Below are 22,261 nucleotides of genomic sequence, written 5' to 3' on the forward strand. Positions count from 1 at the left end.
CAGCTTTTTCTGGGTGAAACCGAAACTGGATAGACATAATTATCCTTGAGAAGCAGTATAGTACATTTATATTATAAATTTAATCCGAAAAAGCGAAATTTTCTTAAAGATACCAATCTTAAATTATATCATTGCTCAGTTTATGGCAACTCTGATTTTTCCCTTCCTTCTCTTTGCGCCTTTGCTCCTTAGCGCCTACCCTGCGGGATCTCTAAGAGAGATTGCGCGAAACAAAAAATATACTAACTTACACTAATTCCCCAGCTAAAAGCCTACCTTCCACTGGTTCATACTCATCTTCTAGTAACCATAACTTGGCAGTTTCATAATCATTACTAGAAAATACAACCTTATCACCCTGTTTTGGATCATAAATTTGACAATTTCCTTCACTGTCGCAAAGTAATAACAGAATGTATGGAGGTGATAACATCGGATCTATCCATACTTCTGTAAATTCCCAGTTATTCTTCACTAGGTCTGGTGCGGGGTATGACGTGGTATTGGTTGTCTGCATTGATTTTTATCTCCCCATAGTAAAGTGGAATACTACTACCATCTGGACTAATTCTATAACCTATTGGTTCAGTAAAAAACATTCCATAGCGTTCATAATCTCTAACAGTGCCGATAAACTCACCTTTTTCTATTATGCACTGAGCAACTTGATTCATGGTATTTTCATCGTTAAATACATGAGCGGCTTGTCCTTTTTTTAGAAGTCTCTGCATTTGCGGTGTTCCTGGTAAATGCTTGGCAATATGTCTAACGTCAAGGGTGATTTGACGATTAATTCCGCTCATGATTAAAAGTTAAAAAATAAAAAATGGTAAAGTAATTAATACTCTACCGCTTTTTAACTCTTAAACTTGTTTTTTCACTGACCTGATCTCAGCGATTCCTGCGGAGCGCTTCGCTATCGCCTTTGGTACTGAGTTCCGCACAATCGCACCACTTCCACCATAGTCTAACTAAGAGCGATTATAATTCTTGAATTGTTACTAAACCACTTTCTGTAAATTGGATAGATAATTCATAACCATCAAGTAAACCAGTTCCTAATAATGGTAGCTTTCCTGTAGCTAATACATTAACTGCTCTTTCCTCACCATTCCAAATAATAGTAGCCTGATGTACTGGTAAAAGCACACGGCTATTATCTGCTAAATTTGCGTACATATCATAAACAAAAGGGAATCCCAAAAGATTCACGGCTGCGGGAGGTAAGGAAAGAAATTCTGTAAAACCTGTATCAATCACAAATTCAATTGTAAAATCTGGTTGTTCTGGCAATCGAAATATAACATTGACAGTTGCACGCCCGTTTTTAATAATACCAGTTATCACCGATAATCACGCTCCATTTCTCCACTAAAGGAGGCAGCAACTTTATAACCAATGCGAATACCAAAGAGTCGAGCAAATCTGTTTTTATTCCGTAAATAATGCGCTGATTCTATGCCTGTTTTATCAATAGCATATTCACCTGTTTCTATATCAATAATTATCATTTTACCGATGTTTTCTTCGGTTTCTACTTGCTGACGAATGCTATTGTCATATAATTCTTTGGCACGTTTTGCGACTTCTTCGCTGCTGAGGAGAATGGCTTGCATTTTGTTTTATCCTTTTTCGTGATTAGTTTATTATACTTTATCAAGCGATACCTTCGGTCAGCACTTCGCTATCGCCTTTGGTACTGAGTTCCGCACAATCGCACTTCTCCACCATAATCTAACTAAGAGCGATCGCACTATTTTTTGATTATGTAAAATGTTTGATTATCTTTGATTTTAGGCTCAACGCTAACACCAATATTTGTTTTTTCTAAAACTGTCAGTTCTGGATATGAGTCGTTATTTAACTGAATTGTTAGAATAGGCTTTTTATAAAATCTATCTTCTTTCGTTTTGATAATCAGCATATCTCCAACTTTTATGGTATACCTTTCAAGTTCAAATGCTAATATTTTACTATTATGTACTTTAATCACATTTTCTATTTTTTGAAAAGTATGTATTGATTCTTGCTTGATAAGTTGTTCAACTAATATTTCAAAAATAGCTTGACAATATTTCTCTAAAAATTGAATATAAGGTTCTAATTCAGATATTTGAAGTAGGTTATCTTCTTCTGTTGATTTTTCTGAACCGTGAGCAATTTCGTTTCTTCTTTCCACTAAATCATTGATTTTTTTGTACAAAATATCTTTTTCTATTCTGGAAATTCTTTCTGGTGTTAAACCAATTTCATTTTTAAGTTCTTCATTTTTTAACAATTCATCATTCAAATCCAAATTTAACTTGTTGAATAACTCTACAATTTTATTATGTTTTAAATTACCTGACAAAAGAACAAAAGCATCTGTATTAATTTGATATTTGCTAGGATTAACAATACAATTATTAAGTTTATTTAATACTTCCTCTTTTGTAAGACGTTGATATTTAGCACTTTCTCTAGTTGTAATAGTATTTATCAATTTTAAAGAAAGTTCAAAATGATTTTCTCTAATTTTTTCGTGTATTTGTGTATATTTAGGTATGACACTCGATAGAAAATCAAGATACTCTTTAATCCATATTTCTACATATTTTTCTATTAGTCCATATAGTGAAATAATAGATGCTTTATATTCAAATATTCGTCTGTCTGTTCTAAAACCTCTATCGTGACTACTTAGCGTATTAAGTAAATTTTTTATTTGCTCATTATCATTATCTTGAACATGATAAGCAGCTACATCATTTACATATTGAATATGTTTTAAATATTCTCGAATTTGATTGAGTTCTTTTTTAAATCTTTCTAATGATTCTATATTCATAATTTCTACCAAAGTTTATTTAATGTACTTTTGTAGAAAATTATCAAAATATCTAATTCGTGCTTCTAAACCTTTTCTTGTAGTATACCTACCTTCAAAAAGGAAACGATCATTTTCTTCTGCTACATATAACATTTTTTCATCAGAATACATCTCACGTTTGATTACTTCCTTATATTTTAATAATTCATTCTTAAAGTGAATTTTTCTAGCGAATACTTGCATCATCGAATCATACACTATTTTTAAAGGAGTGTTTTTATCACGATCTTGTTTTGGTGGAACAAAAGCTTTATTTCCTAATATTTGGTAAATTATACCAATAGTATCGTTAAATAGATTTTCCAGGTTTTTCATGGTTTGATCAGAATAGCTATTTGCTTGTTTTAAATATTCATCTAGGAATTTATCAACTCCTGTAGATTTTAATTTATCAAAATGACGATAAGCAAAGAAGCGCAAAACTAATTCCACATCTTCCATTTTTTTATAAGATTCATTTTCCAGTAATTTTTTTTCTCCTTCACTTTCTAAAGGGAAATTCCACATTTTACGAAAATCTTCATTTTGAGAAAGTTTTATACATAATCGGTTAAACTCGCCATTTTGTAAAGCATTTCTTGTTTCTTGAGGAGTTAACTTTTCTCCACCACTGTTGAGTCTTTCAAAAACTATTCTTTTCAGTTCTTCTGCTTCTTCTTCACTTTTAGCTGTTTCTTGTAATAAAACAATAGATGATAAATAGCGTCTATCTATACCTTTTCTCACTTGCTCTGGTAAGTTTGCATAGTTTCTACCATCTAATTCTCTCCAATACTGTAATCCTTTTAGTTGAAACTTACCATTATAAAAATCATAAATGGTAGTTAATCTTTGTTGTCCATCCATTACTTCATAAATAGAATAGTCTATTTCATATAAAAATATAGGTGGAATTGGTACATTCATAATAAATGATTCTATCAACCTAGATTTACGAATATCATCCCATCTTTTTCGACGTTGATATTCAGGATCAAGAATGTATTTTTTACTATCTAGCATTGTTGGTATACTATCTAACGGATAACGAGCTTGTTCCGTAACAATTCTAATTTCACCCTTTTTATATTTTTCATTAATTTCTCTATCTGAAACTGATTCATGACTTGTATCTAAATTATCTTGAAAAGTAAAAGTTTCACCTGAAATTAGATAACTATTTGCAATCATATATTCTTCCTTATATTGTTAGTGATAAAATTTGAGACTTGTTGATTTTATAATTTGACAAATTCCCCGGAACTAGTATCAATATATCATATTGCTCTACAATCGTCTGCTTCATTAATCCAGGACTTACCCAAAATATTCCTCAAACCCTCATTTCTCCGGGTTCTCTGTGCCTGGAGTGGTTCGTTATTCCGTGACCCGTGGGTAAGTCCTATAATCCTTACTTCTGTTTAACCGATAGAAAAATCTCCTTCTCCTCTCCGCGACTCTGCGCCTCTGCGTGAGAAAAAAACAAAAAAAACGGCAGAGAACCGAAATCCTCCACCGTTCAATTAACAATTAAAACAACCCAACTAAGACTCAACACCTTGGGGTAATAACTCCCGTGTTTGTTGAGAACTAACTTGGACAATGCCATTTTCATCAACATCAACAAGAGCAGTATCGCCATCTTTGATGCGTCCAGACAGAATTTCTTCCGCCAAACTATCTTCCAACAAGCGCATAATTGCCCGACGTAATGGCCTTGCACCGTAGCTAGGACTGTAACCCTCAGTGATCAAGCGATCCTTGAAGCGGTCTGTGACTTCTAAGACAATGCCTTTTTCCGTCAAGCGACCAAACACTTCCTTGAGCATGATTTCGGCAATCTGGGTAACTTCGATCTTGTTCAACTGACGGAAGACGATAATTTCATCTAAGCGGTTCAGGAACTCAGGACGGAAGTAATTCTTCAGTTCCTCATTCACTAAAGAACGAATGCGGTTGTACTGAGATTCGTTAGCATCTTCAGCAAAATCGAAACCAATACCGCTACCGCCTTTTTCAATGACCTTAGAACCAATATTGGAAGTTAAAATCAGCAGAGTGTTCTTAAAGTCCACCGTGCGACCTTTCGCGTCAGTTAAACGCCCATCTTCCAAAATTTGTAAGAGCATATTGAAGACATCCGGGTGGGCTTTTTCGATTTCATCGAATAACACCACAGTGTAAGGACGACGACGGACAGCTTCTGTTAGCTGACCACCTTCGTTGTAACCGACATAACCAGGAGGTGAACCGATCAACTTACTGACGGTGTGACGCTCCATGTATTCGGACATATCTAAGCGAATCATCGCTTCTTCTGAACCGAAGAAATAAGAGGCTAGGGACTTCGCCAATTCAGTTTTACCCACCCCAGTTGGACCTGAGAAGACAAAACTAGCGATCGGCCGATTAGGATTTTTTAAACCGACACGAGCGCGACGAATAGCGCGGGAAACAGCCTTCACAGCGTCATCTTGACCGATGAGGCGCTGATGTAAGGTATCTTCCATGTGCAGCAACTTCTCGGACTCAGATTCAGTGAGTTTGTTAACTGGTACACCAGTCCAGGAAGCGACAATGTGAGCGATGTCTTCTTCTGTAACTACGGGTTCAATACCGTCACCACTAGAGCCGTTACTCTTAGTTTGGGCAATAGTGCGGATTTCGGCCTTGATTTCCATTTCCCGATCGCGCAATTCCCCCGCCCGATCAAAGTCCTGAGAACGGACTGCATCATCTTTTTCTTTTAAGATTTGCCGTAGTTCCTTGTCTAATTCCTTAGCTGCTGGGGGCAGTTGGGAGTTAATTAAGCGCACCCGTGAGCCGGCTTCATCCACCAAATCAATGGCTTTATCTGGCAAATAGCGATCGCTAATGTAACGATCAGACAACTTAGCTGCCGCCACCAATGCTTCATCGGATATTTTCAACTTGTGGTGTGCTTCATAGCGATCGCGCAAACCATATAAAATTTCTATTGTCTCATCAACGCTTGGCTCACCCACCATCACAGGCTGGAAGCGTCTTTCCAACGCTGCATCCCGTTCAATGTGCTTGCGGTACTCATCCAAAGTAGTCGCGCCGATACATTGTAATTCACCTCGCGCCAAAGCTGGCTTGAGGATATTCGCCGCATCAATCGCCCCTTCCGCCGCGCCCGCACCGATGAGGGTGTGAACTTCGTCAATAACCAGGATGACATTACCCGCAGAGCGGATTTCATCCATAATTTTTTTCAGACGTTCTTCAAATTCACCGCGATATTTAGTTCCTGCTACCAGCAGACCAATATCAAGAGTGACTACACGCTTATCTTCCAGGATATCGGGGATATCCTTGCTGGCGATACGTGAAGCTAAACCTTCGGCGATAGCGGTTTTACCAACACCTGGTTCTCCTATCAACACGGGATTATTTTTCGTCCGGCGACCCAAAATTTGGATTACCCGCTCAATTTCCTTAGCGCGTCCCACCACAGGATCGAGCTTGTTATCTATGGCCATTTGGGTCAGGTTTGAACCAAACTCATCCAGAGTTGGGGTTTTAGTGCGACCAGAGGGTCCACCCGGCGTAACTTCCGCCGTTTCTCCCAACATCCGAATCACTTGGGTTCTCACCTTGGTCAAATCTACACCCAGGTTTTCTAGCACTCTAGCTGCCACACCTTCACCTTCGCGGATCAGTCCCAACAGCAGATGCTCGGTACCAATGTAGTTATGCCCCAATTGGCGTGCTTCTTCCAAGGATAGTTCTAAAACCCGTTTTGCCCGTGGCGTAAACGGAATTTCTACGGCGACAAAGCCTGAACCCCGTCCTATGATTTTTTCAACTTCAATGCGAGCATCTTTGAGATTAACTCCCATTGATTTCAGCACCTTAGCGGCCACCCCTGTACCTTCGCCAATCAGACCCAAGAGGATCTGCTCAGTTCCGACAAAGTTGTGACCTAAACGGCGGGCCTCTTCTTGGGCCAGCATGATTACCTTAATGGCTTTTTCTGTGAAGCGTTCAAACATGGCATTTTTCCCATCACCTGCGTCGTGCCGGTATGCTGATTTTAGCACAGGCTAAAATTTTGGATATCTATATCAACAATATTAGATATCCAATTACCATGACACAAGTTAATGGGCTAATGAGTAACTATTAGTTAGTCTCTATGTGGTTAGTGTACTGAGGAGAGTGATATTAGTAGCATTTTGGGTACTAAATCCAAACAATAGACTATTGATGTAGGGATATTGGTTAACCCTTCCAAATAGAAATTATTATCATAGAATATGTATTAATGTCAAGAGATTGAAATGAATGATAAGATATTTATATGAATCAAGATTTTAATATGAAGATATTCTGATCACAGATTAGGGGTAAAAAATTTTTTACCTACATTTAGTATAAGTAAATATAGTTAAAATATTTTCTTCAGCAGGTTACTAATATATATATCAGCAGGTTACTAATATATATAATTGTGTATCATTGGCTGAAAACCTTGTTATCATTGAGTTATGGATAATTACCAAAATTCCTGGGGAATGTGGGTGCTTCACAATTATTTATATTTGGCGATCGCTTCATATACTCAACACTGTTTAATCATTTGATTCTGCGGGTAGGGGTTTAGCACTGCTAAACCCCTAAAAATCTAGGTTTTTCGTAATTTCGTAAGATAATTGTACATTTCCCGAAACAAAGGGCATTTTTTTTGCACTTCATCACACCTTATGTTTAATAAAAGTAAGGGAGTATGTGATCTTTTAGAAAATCGTGAATAACTACTATCAAATTCTTCGAGGATGCTTGACTCGATTAATGATTCTGATAGCTTTTCTTGACAGCAATCTCTTGTTGAGTCATATTCACTAAATGATTCAGGATTATCAAAAGGAATATTTCTTTGTGTACTTAACCACCAACGCATCCGTTCATGTCTACTACGAAAATCTGGATGTTTAGCTATGGTATTATCCCAATCTGCAATAATCCAAGATTCTAATTCAGGTGCAGCAAAACCAACAAATTTTTCTATATCAGCACATTCAGGTATTTTCGATATAACTGCTAAAAACTTTTCTCTTTCTGCAATTGGATCTCGACAATCTAAATCGTCAAACACTAAAATTAAGTCACATTTATTTGGTTCATTTTTTAGAGTAATAGGTAGTTCTTTACTAATTTGAGCAATTAAACTTTTACCTGTTTTACCATAACCACTTGCTTTCCCCGGTTTGGGTCCTGGTTTTTGAAGCACTGGTGTTTTGCGTTCAAACTTGCAACTGGGAAAATTTTTTTCTAAAAAAGGAATTAGTCCTCTAACTTCAGCTTCACCACCACCAGCAAAAACCCATACTACCACGGCCATCCTCCAATAATAGGATCACCAACTCGGTACAAATCACCTAGTTCCCAACCTTCTTTCAGTTTTTCATCAAGCATTTCTTGAGAAAGTGTTTTCATAGAAAAATGGGTTTTATCTTCCGAGTAAAAACAATAAACATTCTCTAAACAATCTGTAAAATGATTTAATAAATCAGGACTATGTGTGGTAATAATTATTTGGGTTTTTCTTGATGCTTGTTTTATCCATTCTGCTAAAATTGGCATCCATGAAACGTGCAAACCTAATTCTGGTTCATCAATGACTAACAATGAAGGTAGTAAAGGTGAATGTAATATAGTTGCCCAACATAACATTCTTACAGTTCCATCTGACATTTCACTTAAATAAAATGGTTCTTTAGTATCTTCAAAATACCATTCTACAGTTAATGATAAGCGACCTGAACGGATAGGACGAAGACGACGAGTTTTAGGTAAAATAGATTTCATTGCTTGGTTAATACTATCTTCAAAATCTATATTTTGCTGAATTAAATTTTCTAAAACTAAAGGTAAATTATCTCCTGATGTAGATAAATAAATATCACTACCGCCAATTTTTGGTTCTGAGGTTCTAATTTGATTTAATTCCATATTATTGGCATTATAAAATTGCCATTGGGAAATAAATTCAACTAAATCTCTTCTCGTTCTGTAGGCAGGTGTATTTTCTGGTGAACATTGGCTATTTTCTAGTAATCTGGGCAGTATAGTCAAACCTAAAGCATTAGTAGGTATATTCTTTACTCTTTGATATTGTATATCTGTATTTTGTTCAGGTATATTATAAACTGATGATACAAACCCTTTGCCAACTTCTTTAAAGTGAAATTTATAATAGTAAAAAGGTGGTGGTTCCAATTCATTTAAATCTTGTCCACGACATAAAAACTCTTGAGTAAGACTTACTTTATTTTTCTTCCTATCAACAAACAGGCTTAAAGTTAGCATTGTGCTAGATTTTTCGGTAAGTTGTTCATTTGATGATAGTTGTGAAAAACAATATGCAAAATTGATAACAGCAGGACTTTCTACAGTATTATCTAAAATTCTATCAGCCCCCATTTTACTAACTGCGTCTTCAAAACTACTTACTCCACGACTTTCATCAGGGATTGTAGTTAAACAGTCTTTCAAAAATTTTAAACAACTGATAAAGTTGCTTTTACCTGAACCATTAGAACCTATAAAGATATTGAGTTTTTCTAATTCTACTGGCTGAGATAAGGATAAGTTTTTATAATTTCGACTTTCTATAAATTGCAAAATAGGTTGATTCATATTTTTTCAAATTTTCAAATATATAATTAATTTTTTAGGGGTAATTCATTAATTACCCCTATTTTGGTCATGTTCTCAATTTTGACCATAGCACACTTGTAAACAAGTTTAGATCAAAAGTTTCTACAAGTGTAAGTAATGCAGCACTATAGTTAGCAGATGATGAGTCACAGGTAAACTGTCTACCACCATTCCTAAACACAACAGCATCATGTAGGAAATGGAGTATAAAAATAACTCGCGGGCGATGGTTTTATCTTCGGGATTTTGCAATAAACGCCAAGACTTATGGACAAATACACCGCCTAAAGTCAAGGCAATAACAGCATAGACAATGCCACTAGCGTGTAAGGGATAAAACAGCAATATAGTAGCAGTGACAGTAATTACCGTATAAAACCAAATTTGTCGTACCGTGGCTTGATCCCCTACCACCACAGGTAACATTGGTATCCCTACCTTAGCGTAATCATCACGAATCATTAAAGCCAAAGCCCAGAAATGGGGAGGTGTCCACAAAAAGACAATGGCAAAAATTAACCAAGCTGCCCAACTTAAAGTATCTGTCACCGCAGCCCAGCCAACTAAAGCGGGAATTGCCCCGGCGGCACCACCAATGACGATATTTTGAGTGCTATGACGTTTGAGCCAGTGAGTATAGACTAAAACATAAAAGATGATGCCAGAGAAGGCTAAAAATGCGGCTAGGAGATTGGCGAATACGGTGAGCAGAGTAAAAGAAAGTACAGCCAGAACGATGGCAAAAATGAAAGCATCACGGGGTTGTACCTTACCAGAAGGCAGAGGACGGTGGCGTGTGCGCTCCATATCATAATCTATATCTCGGTCATAGATACAGTTAATGGTTTGGGCGCTGGCTGCGGCCAAAGTCCCACCAATCATGGTAATAATTAGCAACCAAGGATCTACCTCTCCTTGGGCAGCTATCCACATACTTCCAGCAGTGGTGATTAATAGCAGGGGGATAATTCGGGGTTTGGTTAACTGGTAGTAACTGTGAACGACTTGGAGAAATGTGTCGTGCTGACGACGAGAGACATTAGTCTCAATCATGTTGGGCTTTTTCCTTATTTTTCAAGAACTGGTCAGCAAAGCGCTTTGTGGTAGCAATATGAAGATGTGGCTTTATGGATTTGGGCTGTGAGTGGGAGTGAATGAATCCCGCAGTGATAAAACTGTAAATACCACCAAAGTACCGAGTAAAGTTGCACCAATAGCCTGGTGAGAAACAGTGAGAGGTTCAACTTGTAAATGTAAGCGGAAGGTAGCCACACCCAATAAAAGTTGTAAAATCAACAAACCACCCGCCATATTGGCCAGTTTCCGCAAAACAGGATGTAGCGCTGGTGTGCGCCAAGAAATCAATACCACCGCCAAAGTAGCTATGGTTGGGGGTACTAAGCCAAAAATATGGCTGTACATGACATGACAAAGTTGTTCACCTGCCAAACACTGGTGTAAAGCCCAGCGAGAACCCACTAAAGCGCCGAGTAGACTTTGTAAATAGACACAAATAGCAGCAGTTAAACCCAGTATGGGTAATTTACCCACTGTTCCCGTTCCTTGATAAGAGGCCAGACTTGTACCGATAATTAACAAAGTGGTGAAAAATAGCAGTGCTGTTCCCAAATGGGCAGTAACGATATCAAACCGCAACAATTCAGTTACAGTCAGTCCTCCCAAAATCCCTTGGAAGACAATTAAAAATAAGGCGAATGTAGAAGCCCAAGGTAGCCACTTGGGTAAAGAAGAACGATGCCACCAAGATAAACTACAAAGGGCGATCGCACTAAAGCCAATTAAAGCCGCATCTAGACGATGAAACCATTCCAAAAACACCTGGAGATTCATTTGCTGGGCTGGAACTAACTCCCCATAGCATAAAGGCCAGTCAGGACAAGCAAGTCCAGCATTCATGACGCGGGTGGCGCTGCCTATAGCCATCAAAATTAAGGTGGCTATGCAGATTTTCCACACCAAGCGACGAATCATATCCTGGGGCTGTTGTCTAACTTTTGCCGCTTGATTTTGTGGTTCTAAGACAAATTCGTTCATTAACAATACCTTGAGACTGCTTGTGCTTTGAAGAGTGGGAAATTTTGTATTTTGATTTAGTGCCAATCTCCCTTCACCCTAACCTATAGGTCAGAATGTAGAAATCGGCTTTCCCTTATACTTTGGATCACTTTAGCTAGTTTTAGCTGTAAGATTTTGTGCTGTTTTGCAGATAGGAACAGGGAAGGAGGGGGAAAAAGTTAGGATTCAACCGGATAGAAACATTGATAAATGGGAATTTATGGGAATTTTTCGACTAAATTGCCATTTAATCTGGGGACGGATAACTTATCTCCCTTGTACTCAAAATTGTGATCCTAATCCAAAAAATTAATAAAGATTTCAGACCAGCGCATACTATATCTCATACCCTGCATTACCTTAGTAAGTGGGGTCACTTTTGTTAGTGAACAAAACCTACGCCAAATATCTCCCAAAGCCTCTCTCTTTCGTGATCTTCGCGTCTTTGTGGTTCATGAGGGCGCGGTGCGTAACTCAAGGTTGAAGTAACTTTAAGATAAATTAGTTAATTGATAAGAAATTCGCCATGAAAATTCCAAGTACAATCTGGACATTACTCATTGGCATTGTCCTCACCCTCACAAGTCTTTGGTACGGTCAAAATCACGGTCTGTTGCCTACAGCGGCCTCCGATGAAGCCCCCTTGGTAGATGGTCTATTCAATGCCATGATGACTGTTTCTACAGGCATATTTTTGATTGTTGAAGGTGTTTTAATTTACGCCGTTGTTAGATATCGTCGTCGTGCTGGTGACAATGAAGATGGTCCAGCAATTGAAGGTAATGTGCCTCTGGAAATCCTCTGGACGGCGATCCCCGCAATTATCGTTATCGGTATTTCTGTATACAGTTTTGATGTATACAATAACATGGGCGGTTTTGATCCCCATTCAGCCCATGCAGCACCCATGATGGAAGAATCCATGAATATGCGGGGAACGGCTATGGCCGCTACCTTAAAGGCAGCATCTGTACAAGTAGCACAATTAGATGATAATTCCGATACTGTTACTAAACCAGCGGAATTAGTTGTCAATGTGACTGGACTCCAATATGCTTGGTTATTCACCTATCCAGCCACTGAAGTGACAACTGGTGAACTGCATTTACCCATTGGTAAAACCGTAGAAATTAACTTGACAGCTAATGATGTCATCCATGCGTTTTGGATTCCCGAATTTCGGCTTAAACAGGATGCTATTCCTGGTAGACAAACAAATTTGCGTTTTACTCCCTCAAAAACGGGTGAATATAATTTAATTTGTGCTGAATTGTGTGGACCTTATCACGGGGTCATGAAAAGCCCAGTGGTAGTAGAGACACAGGAGGCTTTTGATCAATGGCTGCAAGAACAATTAATTGCCAGTAAGAATATACCCAATGAAGCGGTGGCTATGACTGCTGATAAATTCCTTTCTCCTTATACTCAGAATATGGGCATTAATTCAGAAATTTTGCATCAAATTAAGTAGGGAATTACAAAATACAGCAAATAATGAAAAATTAAGTAATTTAACCCACGTAATAAGTAGGTAAACGGAAAAAACCGACACAAGTAAAGAAAAGTAAAGTTGCCCAAAACCTCTTCCCAGTTAAGAGTTCCCTTGTCATCACGACAATTTTTAACGCTAACCTACTTATCTGGGTTTCGACTGTGTAGAAGTGTTTTTCATCGCCCATTTAACTTCTTGAAAATATGACACAAGCACAATTAGAAGAAACCGATCACAACCACAATCATACTGAAGAACATAAAGAAAGGCATTGGCGAGATTTTTTTGGTTTTAGTACAGATCATAAGGTGATTGGGATTCAATACTTAGTCACTTCGTTTATTTTTTACTGCATTGGCGGCGTAATGGCTGATTTGGTGCGCACAGAATTACGCACTCCAGAAGTAGATTTTGTCACGCCAGAAATCTACAACAGCCTATTTACACTCCATGCCACAATCATGATTTTCTTGTGGATTGTACCAACAGGAGCAGGATTTGCTAACTATTTAATTCCGCTGATGATTGGGGCCAGAGATATGGCATTTCCTCGCCTCAATGCTGTGGCTTTTTGGATGGTTCCCCCGGCAGGTATCCTACTAATTGCTAGTTTAGCCGTAGGTGATGCCCCTGATGCCGGTTGGACTTCCTACCCTCCCTTGAGTTTGGTAACAGGCCAGGTGGGTGAGGGTATTTGGATTATGAGTGTGTTGCTTTTGGGAACTTCTTCCATTTTGGGGGCGATTAATTTTCTCGTCACTCTTGTGAAAATGCGAGTTCCTAGCATGGGTATCTATCAAATGCCCTTATTTTGTTGGGCAATGGTGGCAACTTCTGCACTAGTATTAATATCTACGCCCGTATTAGCGGCAGCTTTGATTTTACTGGGTTTTGATTTGTTGGCCGGAACAACGTTTTTTAACCCCAGTGGCGGGGGTGATCCTGTTGTTTATCAACATATGTTCTGGTTCTATTCCCACCCAGCAGTTTACATCATGATTTTGCCTTTCTTTGGGGCAATTTCGGAAATTCTGCCAATTCACGCCCGAAAACCGATTTTTGGCTATAAAGCGATCGCTTTCTCATCCCTAGCTATCAGTTTCTTAGGTTTAATCGTCTGGGCGCACCATATGTTTACCAGCGGTGTCCCTGGTTGGCTACGGATGTTTTTTATGATCACTACCATGATCATCGCTGTCCCTACTGGAATTAAAATTTTCGGTTGGTTGGCAACTATCTGGGGTGGTAAAATCCGCTTCACTAGCGCCATGTTGTTTGCTATGGGATTTTTAGCAACTTTTGTGATTGGTGGTATTAGCGGTGTGATGTTGGCCGCAGTTCCTTTTGATGTTCACGTTCACGATACTTACTTTGTAGTGGCACATCTCCACTATGTCTTATTCGGTGGTAGTGTGTTAGGCATTTTCGCGGCTATTTACCACTGGTTCCCGAAAATGACGGGACGGAAAATGAATGAATTTTGGGGTCAAGTGCATTTCGCTTTAACCATGATTGGTCTGAATATGACTTTCTTACCCATGCACAAACTGGGATTAATGGGTATGAACCGTCGTATTGCTGAATATGATCCTAAATTCACCGCTTTGAATGAAATCTGCACTTGGGGATCTTATATATTGGCCGTCTCTACCTTACCATTTATCATTAATGCTGTTTGGTGTTGGTTCTATGGAGAAAAAGCTGGTGATAATCCCTGGCAAGCATTAACTTTAGAATGGATGACTAGTTCCCCTCCTAGTATCGAGAATTTTGAAACTCTCCCTGTTTTGACTACTGGCCCTTATGATTATGGGGTGAGTAAGCAACGAGTTGAAGCTGAACCTGTGTTAACTCCCCAAGTTAAATCAGCACTTTAAAGAGAAAATTTGGCGTTGCTAAATAAAGGAATTTTTTCTCGCAGAGGCGCAAAGGCGCGGAGAGTAAGAAATGGGGTCTTTTGATTTACCTGAGTTGAGCAACGCTAAAAACTTTTAACCTATTACCCATTACCAATTTAATAATTTATGCAAGGTCAAATTATTGAGGCGACTAATACTGAGTTAAATCATCATCAATCAGTTTCTGGTCACGAAGCACACCCAGATCATCGTTTGTTTGGTCTGTTTATGTTTTTGGTGGCTGAGGGTATGATTTTTATGGGTTTGTTTGGTGCATACCTGACTTACCGTTCTACTATTCCTGTCTGGCCACCCGCAGGAACTCCAGAGTTGGAATTGTTGTTACCCACTGTGAATACTTCTATTTTGATAGCTAGTAGTTTTGTTATGCACAATGCTGATACTGCTATTAAAAAGAATGATACTAAGGGAATGCGGCTGTGGTTGGCAATTACCGCGCTTATGGGCGCTGTTTTTTTGGCGGGTCAGGTTTATGAATATACTCATTTAGAGTTCGGTCTGACTACTAATTTATTCGCTAGTGCCTTTTATGTTTTAACCGGTTTTCACGGTTTGCACGTTACTATCGGTGTTTTGGCAATTGTAGCAGTTTTATGGCGATCGCTTACTCCAGGTCATTACAGTAATAAAAATCACTTTGGTATCGAAGCGGCGGAAATTTACTGGCACTTTGTAGATGTAATTTGGATCGTTTTATTCGGGTTACTCTATTTACTGTAGGTATTTATTACTTAGTTGTTCACTCCACTCGAATAACCTACAGTCCCCCCAAGAGGGGGTTTTTTTATTTGTACTGGTGAATAAGCATATATTGTTACAGTAAGTTCCGCAGAGGATGTTGGAAAAGTCAGATTCGCAACTTCTTGAATAAATCAGGAATCTGACAAATCTAACATTAATAAACTTAAAATAGTCCCCTTCTTGAGCGATTTTCCCGTTGTGTTTTTCGTAAAGGAACTACTTCAGCTTCACTACCTTCCCTAGCTACTCGAATTAACAAAGCAGAAGATAGTAAACTAGCAATCATAGAATTACCACCATAACTAAACATAGGTAGGGGTAAACCTGTAGTTGGTAATGCACCTGTAGTTACACCAATATGTAATAATGATTGTCCAACCATGAGAAATACTACACCAATTGCGACTAATTGGGAGATCAGATTTTTGGATTTGAGAGCGATAATTAATCCTAAAGTTGCAAATATTGCTAACATTAGTAATAATAAAATACCGCCAACAAAACCAAATTCTTCAGAAAAAATTGCGAAGATAAAATCAGTATCTTGAATTGGTAAATAGAATAACTTTTGTTGAGAAAGCCCAAATCCAGATCCCCAAGTTTGACCCGAACCCACAGCCAATAAACTTTGTACTAACTGATAACCATCTCCGGTAGCATCAGCCCAAGGATTCATAAAAGACATAATACGTTTGCGTTGATATTCCTTGAGGCTAATGCTGATTAATGCTAATAGCACACCACCTAAAGCTGTTCCTCCCAGATACTTATATGGTATTCCTGATGCTAAAGCAATAAACCAAATTGTCATTCCACAAAGTGCAGTTGTACTTAAATTAGGTTGGGCTAAAATTCCTAAAAGCACAAGACAAAAAACACCCAACCAAGACAAACGAATTCCCCAGGTGAGTTTTTCCCACTGACCAAAAAGTGTTGCACTTTGTAAAACTAAAAATGGTTTAATTAATTCTGATGGTTGGATAGGAATTGGTCCAATAGCTATCCACCTAGCAGCATCAAAGGCTTTTTTTCCTAATCCTGGAATTAATGTCATAAAAATTAACAGCAGGAAAAATATCAAAAACCAATGGGAAACCCCCAAAATTTTTCGTAATGGTAGATTAACAATGATATTGAAAATAATTAAACCAACTATAGCCCAAAGAATTTGACGTTTGAAATAATATAAACCGTCACCTTGACGATCATCCGCAACGGGATAGGAAGCAGAAAAAAGGATAATTAAGCCAATAAACATCCACATTAATGTTAGCCAGCGTAATAATCGGGCTTCTAAACCCCAGCTAGAAACAGAATCATCAAAAATTGGGATTAAACGGAGTAGATTCACAATATATTAAATACAGAAGAACATCTGCTATTTTAATTGACAATAAGTCAAAAGATGATCATATAACAGGGAACAGAATTCGACCTCATTGTTCAACCTCATTTCTCCGTGTTATACGTGCCTTTGTAGTTCGATAAATTACCTTTAATCAGCCAAAAAACATTCTTAAATCAAAACTAAATTATCTCGGTGAATCACAGTATCCACCCCTGTATAACCTAAAATTTCTGGAATGTCCCGTGAATGTCGGCCGCAAATTTGCTCTAATTCCTGACTATTATAATTCACTAATCCCCTAGCAATTTCATAGCCATTACCATCACATAATTGTACCGCTGCTTGATTGTCAAATTCTCCTTCTAGGGCTTTAATTCCTGCTGCTAATAGAGATTTTCCTCCTTTAGTAATAGCAGCGATCGCTCCTGGGTCTAAGTATAATTTACCACTGGGAATTAAACCGTAAGCTATCCAACGTTTTCGGGCTGAAGTTGGTTCTGGTTGAGGTATAAAATGTGTTCCTATCAGTTCCCCTTGCATAATTTTGGCAATATTCCGGGGAGACCGCCCCTGGGTAATGACTGTGCGGATACCCGCAGCGATCGCAATTCTGGCCGCAGAAATTTTAGTCATCATTCCTCCTGTTCCCCATTGAGAACCCTGGCCACCAGCTTGAATCTGTAAATCTGTCAGTTCTTGCATACTACTAACCAAGCTAATAGGTTTAGCATCGGGTACAGAACGAGGATCGGCAGAGTATAATCTATCAACATCCGTTAATAAAAATAACCAATCTGCTTCTACTAAACTAGCTACCAACGCAGACAGGGTATCATTATCACCAAATTTTAATTCTTCTACGGCTACTGTATCATTTTCATTGACTATCGGAATTACTCCTAAATTTAGTAATTCTTGAAAAGTGTTATTAGCATTAAGATAGCGGCTACGATGTACCAAATCTGCTCTCGTTAATAATACTTGGGCAATTGGCTGTTGTATTATACTAAATAAATCATCATATATACGTATTAATCTGCCTTGTCCCACAGCCGCTACAGCCTGTTTTAAAGCGATAGTTTTGGGACGCTCCATTAAACCTAAGCGCCCACAACCTACCCCTACAGCACCAGAAGAAACTAAAATTACTCGATGTCCCTGTTGTCTCAAATCACAGAGAGTTTCCGCTAAAGTAGCAATGGTAGAAAGGGCTAATTGTCCCGTTTCCGGTTGGGTTAAGCTAGAAGTGCCGATTTTAACAACAATTGTTTTACTCATTAGTCAGTGATAGGAATTTATATCAGGTAACAGTTTCAAACCCCAACACTAATATTAACCTGTTGTCCCACACAACAGAAACCTGATTCTGTTTGGTGTTGAATTGTTAAAGGAGAAACGAATAATTAACACTAGGCTACCATAGAGGTAAAACCCAGGGTAAACCAACACAGTGTGACACTTGCGTCAGTCCTAGCAACTTTCAAAACATCCTCTCAGGTAATTTTAAATTCAATTCTTGCAAAGTAGGAGAATCTGAATTAATTGTAATTCTATGTGGTTCAACAGGTTTGTTATTAACTTTTAGCTCATAGGTTCCTTGTCGCAACTGTTCCAAATAGAAAATACCAGCACTATTTGTAATAGATGCAACTGATGATTTAGTATTATCAATAGCTTCAACTTTAGCACCAACAATGGGTTTTCCTTCAGCATCTTTTACCGTTCCTGCTATAGTATAGGAAGCAAAAAAAGGAACTGGAATAGTTGTATAACTACCTGCAACTATTTCCACAGCATAAGCAGGTTGAGCCGGTTTCCAGTCTAGAGGATATCCAGCAGGATCTAAATCAAGACGGTAAATACCCGGAGGAACTTTAAATAAAACACCTTGTTTTGTAATAGTTGCTAAACTAGGATTAAATTTTTTATTATTCAGTATTAATAGTAGTTCCATATCTTGAGTATAAATCTCTTCATTTTGATCTCTAATACCGTTATTATTCTTATCTAAAAAAGGTTGAATAAATATACCACCCTCACTGCGTAAACGTTCAAATTGAGAGTCTCCAAATCTTAAATTAGGACTGAAATTAACTGCTGAACCAATTTCCAGCCGATAAGAGGCTGTATCTGATGTCATAGAAATTCCATCATAACGCAAACGCAGAGATAAACCGGGAATAAAAAAAGTAGAAACAGAAGCTAATAAACCACTACCTTGAGAACCGATACCATAACCGATATCAAAATCCCAGAGACGACGTTGATTAATATAGGGTGATTGATATTTCCATTTTAATGTTAATAAATTATTATATTTATTGCTAGAATTGCTGGTTTCATAACTTAAAATTAAATTTTCCTTTTCAGGGAGTTTGAAAAAACTAAAAATAGAACCTTCATAATTTAATTGTAAGCCGATACCAGTGGGACTAGCTCTAGCGGCTAAATTACGCCAACGCAGGTTAGAATTCCAGTCTAATTGTCCTTTATTATCAATTTTCAGACTTGAATAGGTAGATATTTTACCAACATTCTGATTTACATTTAATCCTAAATTCATAATACCATTGAGATTACTACCACTACTAGTAACATTTAAAAATTTAGCCGTATTCCAATTAAAATTAAAACTTTGAAACTGTTCATTACTGGATAAATTCAGATTTAACCGAGAAGATGGTTTAAATTCTAGATTAGCATTATATTTGAATTTATCTGGTACTTTTAAAGCAGATATAGCCAATTTGAAAGGAAAATTATTAGGTTGATAAAATACCTCACCTAATTCTAATAAACTTTGATCATGAATGATTCCTGCTCCTAATGTTAAAGAATCTGTAACTCCATGACGATAAGCAATACCTCCACGAACATTATTTAACTTGCCAAAAAAGTCATTATTTCTCGTTTCTCTGTTCATACCACCAGATACAATTAGGCTTGATGTTCCTTTGGTTAATTGTCCAGGTAAATTCAGAAATATCGGTTTTTTCTCTATGGGTGTACTTGCTAATTGTCCATTAGCATAAAGTAAAACTCGATAATTTTCACCATTAATGGGAACATTATCAAAACGGTAAATTTCTGAAGAATCAACTAATATTTCTCCAACAATAAGATTATCATTTCCAGAAACTAATTGCACCAAAGTTCCCGGTTTTGCTGCTCCTTCAATAATGCGATTAATTGTAGAAGTTTGTAAGCCTTGAGAGGGAGTAAATGCGCTATTATTTAGCTTGTCAGCTTTAAATCCAAATCTTTTAATTGTCGTCAAACCCCAATAATCACCCCTAGTTTTACCTGTCCAGAAAGTAGGTTGAGAACCAATTACATAATCATGAAAATCACTGCGTTTTAAATATTGTCCTTCTTCTAGTTTCCAGGTTGTACTATCCAATAAATCAGATTGATTAATTCGAGAAAACCAACTTCCTTTTAATGCTGTACCCACAACATTTAAATTACCTTGATTAGTTAATTCTTTGCTATTTTCTCTACTACTAATATTAACTTGTTGCCCCACAGTTGAGAAGGTAAAATTAGGACTTTTAACAATAGGTAAACCTTCTATAATTACTTGTGATTGTTTTTGGCGATTTTTTCTGCTTTTGAAATTTAACCAAGGTGGTTCTAGTATGATAGAATAAGCCGCAATATCAAATTGAGATTTAACTTGCAATAACTCCTCAATTTGTGCGATAGATATAGCTAAACCTAATTCTGGATCTGAAGTTAATTCATTGAGTTTAATACGTTTGATTAAACCCACTCCTTTGATTTCTAATTCTCCATTCGGTAAGGTACTAACAGTCAAATTTAAGGCTGTAATTATATCTTGAAAAGAAATTAACCAATTAGGAAAATCAACAGCTTTTTCTCCGTCTTCATAACCTTTAACGGAGGCAGATTGTAAAACATTGCGTTTACCAATATTAATTCCTATTGGTAAGACAACAAATGGCGATGATTTTACTGCTGCTTGAGGGGCAATAGAAGCATCATTAACTTGAGAAATGGGAGCAGAAAAATTGTAACTAGACACTAAATGGTAATCGGAATTAATTGATTCCCCTACAAACATACTATATACAATTACAGACAATTTATTGTGGAGGTTTTTTTCCGGGATTGATATCTGCTGGAGACACAGTTAAATTGAGATTGAAGGGTAAATTTTCTGCATTTTTAGCATTCCAAGATAGTTTTCCTGAGAGTTGGTAATTACCAGGTGTCAAGGTTTTTCCTTGGAGGGGATAGGATATTTGAATATACCGTTCACCTTTAGCAATAATAGTAGTTTCTTCTACTTTACCAGAATTAACTGTTTTGCCATCTTGACTTAAATTCCACTCAGTTTTAGCGCGGGTTGTGGCTTCACCTGTATTATTAACTAATAATCTAATCTGCTTTTTATGTCCATCGTAAACTACTTTTTCTATTCCTAATTTGGGAACAAAATCACCATTAATCACATATATTGTCGCTGCTATATTCACAGCAATAGAAACCTGATTTCCTGTATTAGCACCTGAATTAGAACTATTATCTTCAAGTTCTTCCACAGAAAACAGAGCTCTATATTCTCCCTGGGGTAAACTAGGAAGTAACCTAGCATTAAACCGAATTGAACGTTGTTGTCCTGGTGCAATGACTAATTCACGGGGAGAAAAGGTTAAATAGGGTGTTAAGTCATTGGGACTAGATTGTAAAACTTGCAGTCCTTCCCGATTATAAGTAAAGGGTGACAATAAAACTCTAGCTCGATAGGGTTTATTAGAATTATTAGAAATGTTAATCACTCCCCTAGCTTGTCCTGATTCTGCTTTGCGTTGAATTGTTAAAGGAGAAACAGACAATTGACCGTAGGCTACCATAGGAGTAAAACCAAGGGTAAACCAACAGAATAAGGGCAGAATTTTCGCAATTTTTATTTTCATATTTTCAACAATTAAAACTGAGTTTTATATACAATGATACAGCATTTACCGCTATTATGAAGTACAGATATTAATGATTAAACTCTTGTGGTGCGGGTATCTTGCCCGCCAATGATGTACCTCACTCAAGCTAAAAATGCTGTAATTTTCAAATTTTCCCAGTGGGAAAGAAACCAAATAGTTTGACTACGCCACTAATTAAGGCTATAATCA

The 22,261-nt window shown here is 37.5% G+C and carries 18 protein-coding genes; 3 read left to right on the forward strand and 15 right to left on the reverse strand.

Annotation, left to right across the window (positions count from 1 at the left end; all coding sequences use genetic code 11):
- Positions 1 to 247: 247 nt before the first annotated feature.
- From ACIR310F_RS0100625 to ACIR310F_RS0100675, 11 genes are all read right to left on the reverse strand, one after another.
- The gene (locus ACIR310F_RS0100625; RefSeq protein ID WP_028082147.1) at positions 248 to 517 is read right to left on the reverse strand and encodes a hypothetical protein; all 270 of its coding nucleotides are present in this window, start codon (positions 515 to 517) and stop codon (positions 248 to 250) included.
- Positions 465 to 803: a DUF6972 family protein gene (locus tag ACIR310F_RS0100630; protein WP_028082148.1), complete on the reverse strand. Its 339-nt coding sequence runs from the start codon at positions 801 to 803 to the stop codon at positions 465 to 467. The genes ACIR310F_RS0100625 and ACIR310F_RS0100630 overlap by 53 nt, the downstream gene beginning before the upstream one ends.
- 178 nt (positions 804 to 981) lie before the next feature.
- Positions 982 to 1,347: a clan AA aspartic protease gene (locus ACIR310F_RS0100635; protein ID WP_028082149.1), complete on the reverse strand. Its 366-nt coding sequence runs from the start codon at positions 1,345 to 1,347 to the stop codon at positions 982 to 984.
- Positions 1,344 to 1,616 carry a hypothetical protein gene (locus tag ACIR310F_RS0100640; protein ID WP_028082150.1) on the reverse strand — a complete coding sequence of 91 codons (273 nt, stop codon included), beginning with the start codon at positions 1,614 to 1,616 and terminating at the stop codon, positions 1,344 to 1,346. Before ACIR310F_RS0100640 ends, ACIR310F_RS0100635 begins: the two co-directional genes overlap by 4 nt.
- A 137-nt stretch (positions 1,617 to 1,753) precedes the next feature.
- On the reverse strand, positions 1,754 to 2,827 hold the full coding sequence (locus ACIR310F_RS0100645) for an MAE_28990/MAE_18760 family HEPN-like nuclease (RefSeq protein WP_028082151.1): 1,074 nt from the start codon (positions 2,825 to 2,827) through the stop codon (positions 1,754 to 1,756).
- A gap of 15 nt (positions 2,828 to 2,842) precedes the next feature.
- Positions 2,843 to 4,039, reverse strand: coding sequence for a DUF262 domain-containing protein (locus tag ACIR310F_RS0100650; protein ID WP_028082152.1), 1,197 nt, complete (start codon positions 4,037 to 4,039; stop codon positions 2,843 to 2,845).
- Positions 4,040 to 4,392: 353 nt separating this feature from the next.
- Positions 4,393 to 6,864, reverse strand: coding sequence for an ATP-dependent Clp protease ATP-binding subunit (locus ACIR310F_RS0100655; protein ID WP_028082153.1), 2,472 nt, complete (start codon positions 6,862 to 6,864; stop codon positions 4,393 to 4,395).
- Between the two features lie 632 nt (positions 6,865 to 7,496).
- Positions 7,497 to 8,207: a hypothetical protein gene (locus ACIR310F_RS0100660; RefSeq protein ID WP_196803141.1), complete on the reverse strand. Its 711-nt coding sequence runs from the start codon at positions 8,205 to 8,207 to the stop codon at positions 7,497 to 7,499.
- On the reverse strand, positions 8,201 to 9,511 hold the full coding sequence (locus ACIR310F_RS0100665) for an AAA family ATPase (protein ID WP_028082155.1): 1,311 nt from the start codon (positions 9,509 to 9,511) through the stop codon (positions 8,201 to 8,203). Before ACIR310F_RS0100665 ends, ACIR310F_RS0100660 begins: the two co-directional genes overlap by 7 nt.
- A 123-nt stretch (positions 9,512 to 9,634) precedes the next feature.
- Positions 9,635 to 10,585 (reverse strand): heme o synthase, encoded by a 951-nt coding sequence (locus tag ACIR310F_RS0100670; protein WP_028082156.1) that lies wholly within the window; start codon positions 10,583 to 10,585, stop codon positions 9,635 to 9,637.
- Between the two features lie 72 nt (positions 10,586 to 10,657).
- The gene (locus ACIR310F_RS0100675) at positions 10,658 to 11,587 is read right to left on the reverse strand and encodes a COX15/CtaA family protein (protein ID WP_028082157.1); all 930 of its coding nucleotides are present in this window, start codon (positions 11,585 to 11,587) and stop codon (positions 10,658 to 10,660) included.
- Positions 11,588 to 12,134: 547 nt separating this feature from the next.
- Between ACIR310F_RS0100675 and ACIR310F_RS0100680 the strand changes: the two genes are divergently transcribed.
- The 3 genes from ACIR310F_RS0100680 (at position 12,135) to ACIR310F_RS0100690 (ending at position 15,739) form a co-directional block, all read left to right on the forward strand.
- Positions 12,135 to 13,079, forward strand: coding sequence for a cytochrome c oxidase subunit II (locus tag ACIR310F_RS0100680; RefSeq protein ID WP_028082158.1), 945 nt, complete (start codon positions 12,135 to 12,137; stop codon positions 13,077 to 13,079).
- A 224-nt stretch (positions 13,080 to 13,303) separates the two neighbouring features.
- Positions 13,304 to 14,977, forward strand: coding sequence for a cytochrome c oxidase subunit I (gene ctaD, locus ACIR310F_RS0100685; RefSeq protein ID WP_028082159.1), 1,674 nt, complete (start codon positions 13,304 to 13,306; stop codon positions 14,975 to 14,977).
- Between the two features lie 147 nt (positions 14,978 to 15,124).
- On the forward strand, positions 15,125 to 15,739 hold the full coding sequence (locus tag ACIR310F_RS0100690; protein WP_028082160.1) for a cytochrome c oxidase subunit 3: 615 nt from the start codon (positions 15,125 to 15,127) through the stop codon (positions 15,737 to 15,739).
- A 184-nt stretch (positions 15,740 to 15,923) separates the two neighbouring features.
- On the opposite strand, the gene ACIR310F_RS0100695 is transcribed toward ACIR310F_RS0100690, so the two are convergent.
- The 4 genes from ACIR310F_RS0100695 to ACIR310F_RS21085 form a co-directional block, all read right to left on the reverse strand.
- Positions 15,924 to 17,111 carry an FtsW/RodA/SpoVE family cell cycle protein gene (locus ACIR310F_RS0100695; RefSeq protein WP_028082161.1) on the reverse strand — a complete coding sequence of 396 codons (1,188 nt, stop codon included), beginning with the start codon at positions 17,109 to 17,111 and terminating at the stop codon, positions 15,924 to 15,926.
- 165 nt (positions 17,112 to 17,276) lie between these two features.
- Positions 17,277 to 18,386, reverse strand: a complete 1,110-nt coding sequence (gene proB / locus ACIR310F_RS0100700) for a glutamate 5-kinase (protein ID WP_028082162.1) — start codon at positions 18,384 to 18,386, stop codon at positions 17,277 to 17,279.
- Positions 18,387 to 18,588: 202 nt separating this feature from the next.
- Positions 18,589 to 21,213, reverse strand: a complete 2,625-nt coding sequence (locus tag ACIR310F_RS21080; RefSeq protein WP_155963556.1) for a carboxypeptidase-like regulatory domain-containing protein — start codon at positions 21,211 to 21,213, stop codon at positions 18,589 to 18,591.
- A 1-nt stretch (position 21,214) separates the two neighbouring features.
- Entirely contained in the window at positions 21,215 to 22,048 is an 834-nt protein-coding gene (locus ACIR310F_RS21085) for a fimbrial biogenesis chaperone (RefSeq protein ID WP_051289427.1), read from the reverse strand.
- Positions 22,049 to 22,261 lie beyond the last annotated feature (213 nt).

Origin of the sequence: Dolichospermum circinale AWQC310F (genome assembly GCF_000426925.1) — a bacterium.
Taxonomy (GTDB): Bacteria; Cyanobacteriota; Cyanobacteriia; order Cyanobacteriales; family Nostocaceae; genus Dolichospermum; species Dolichospermum circinale.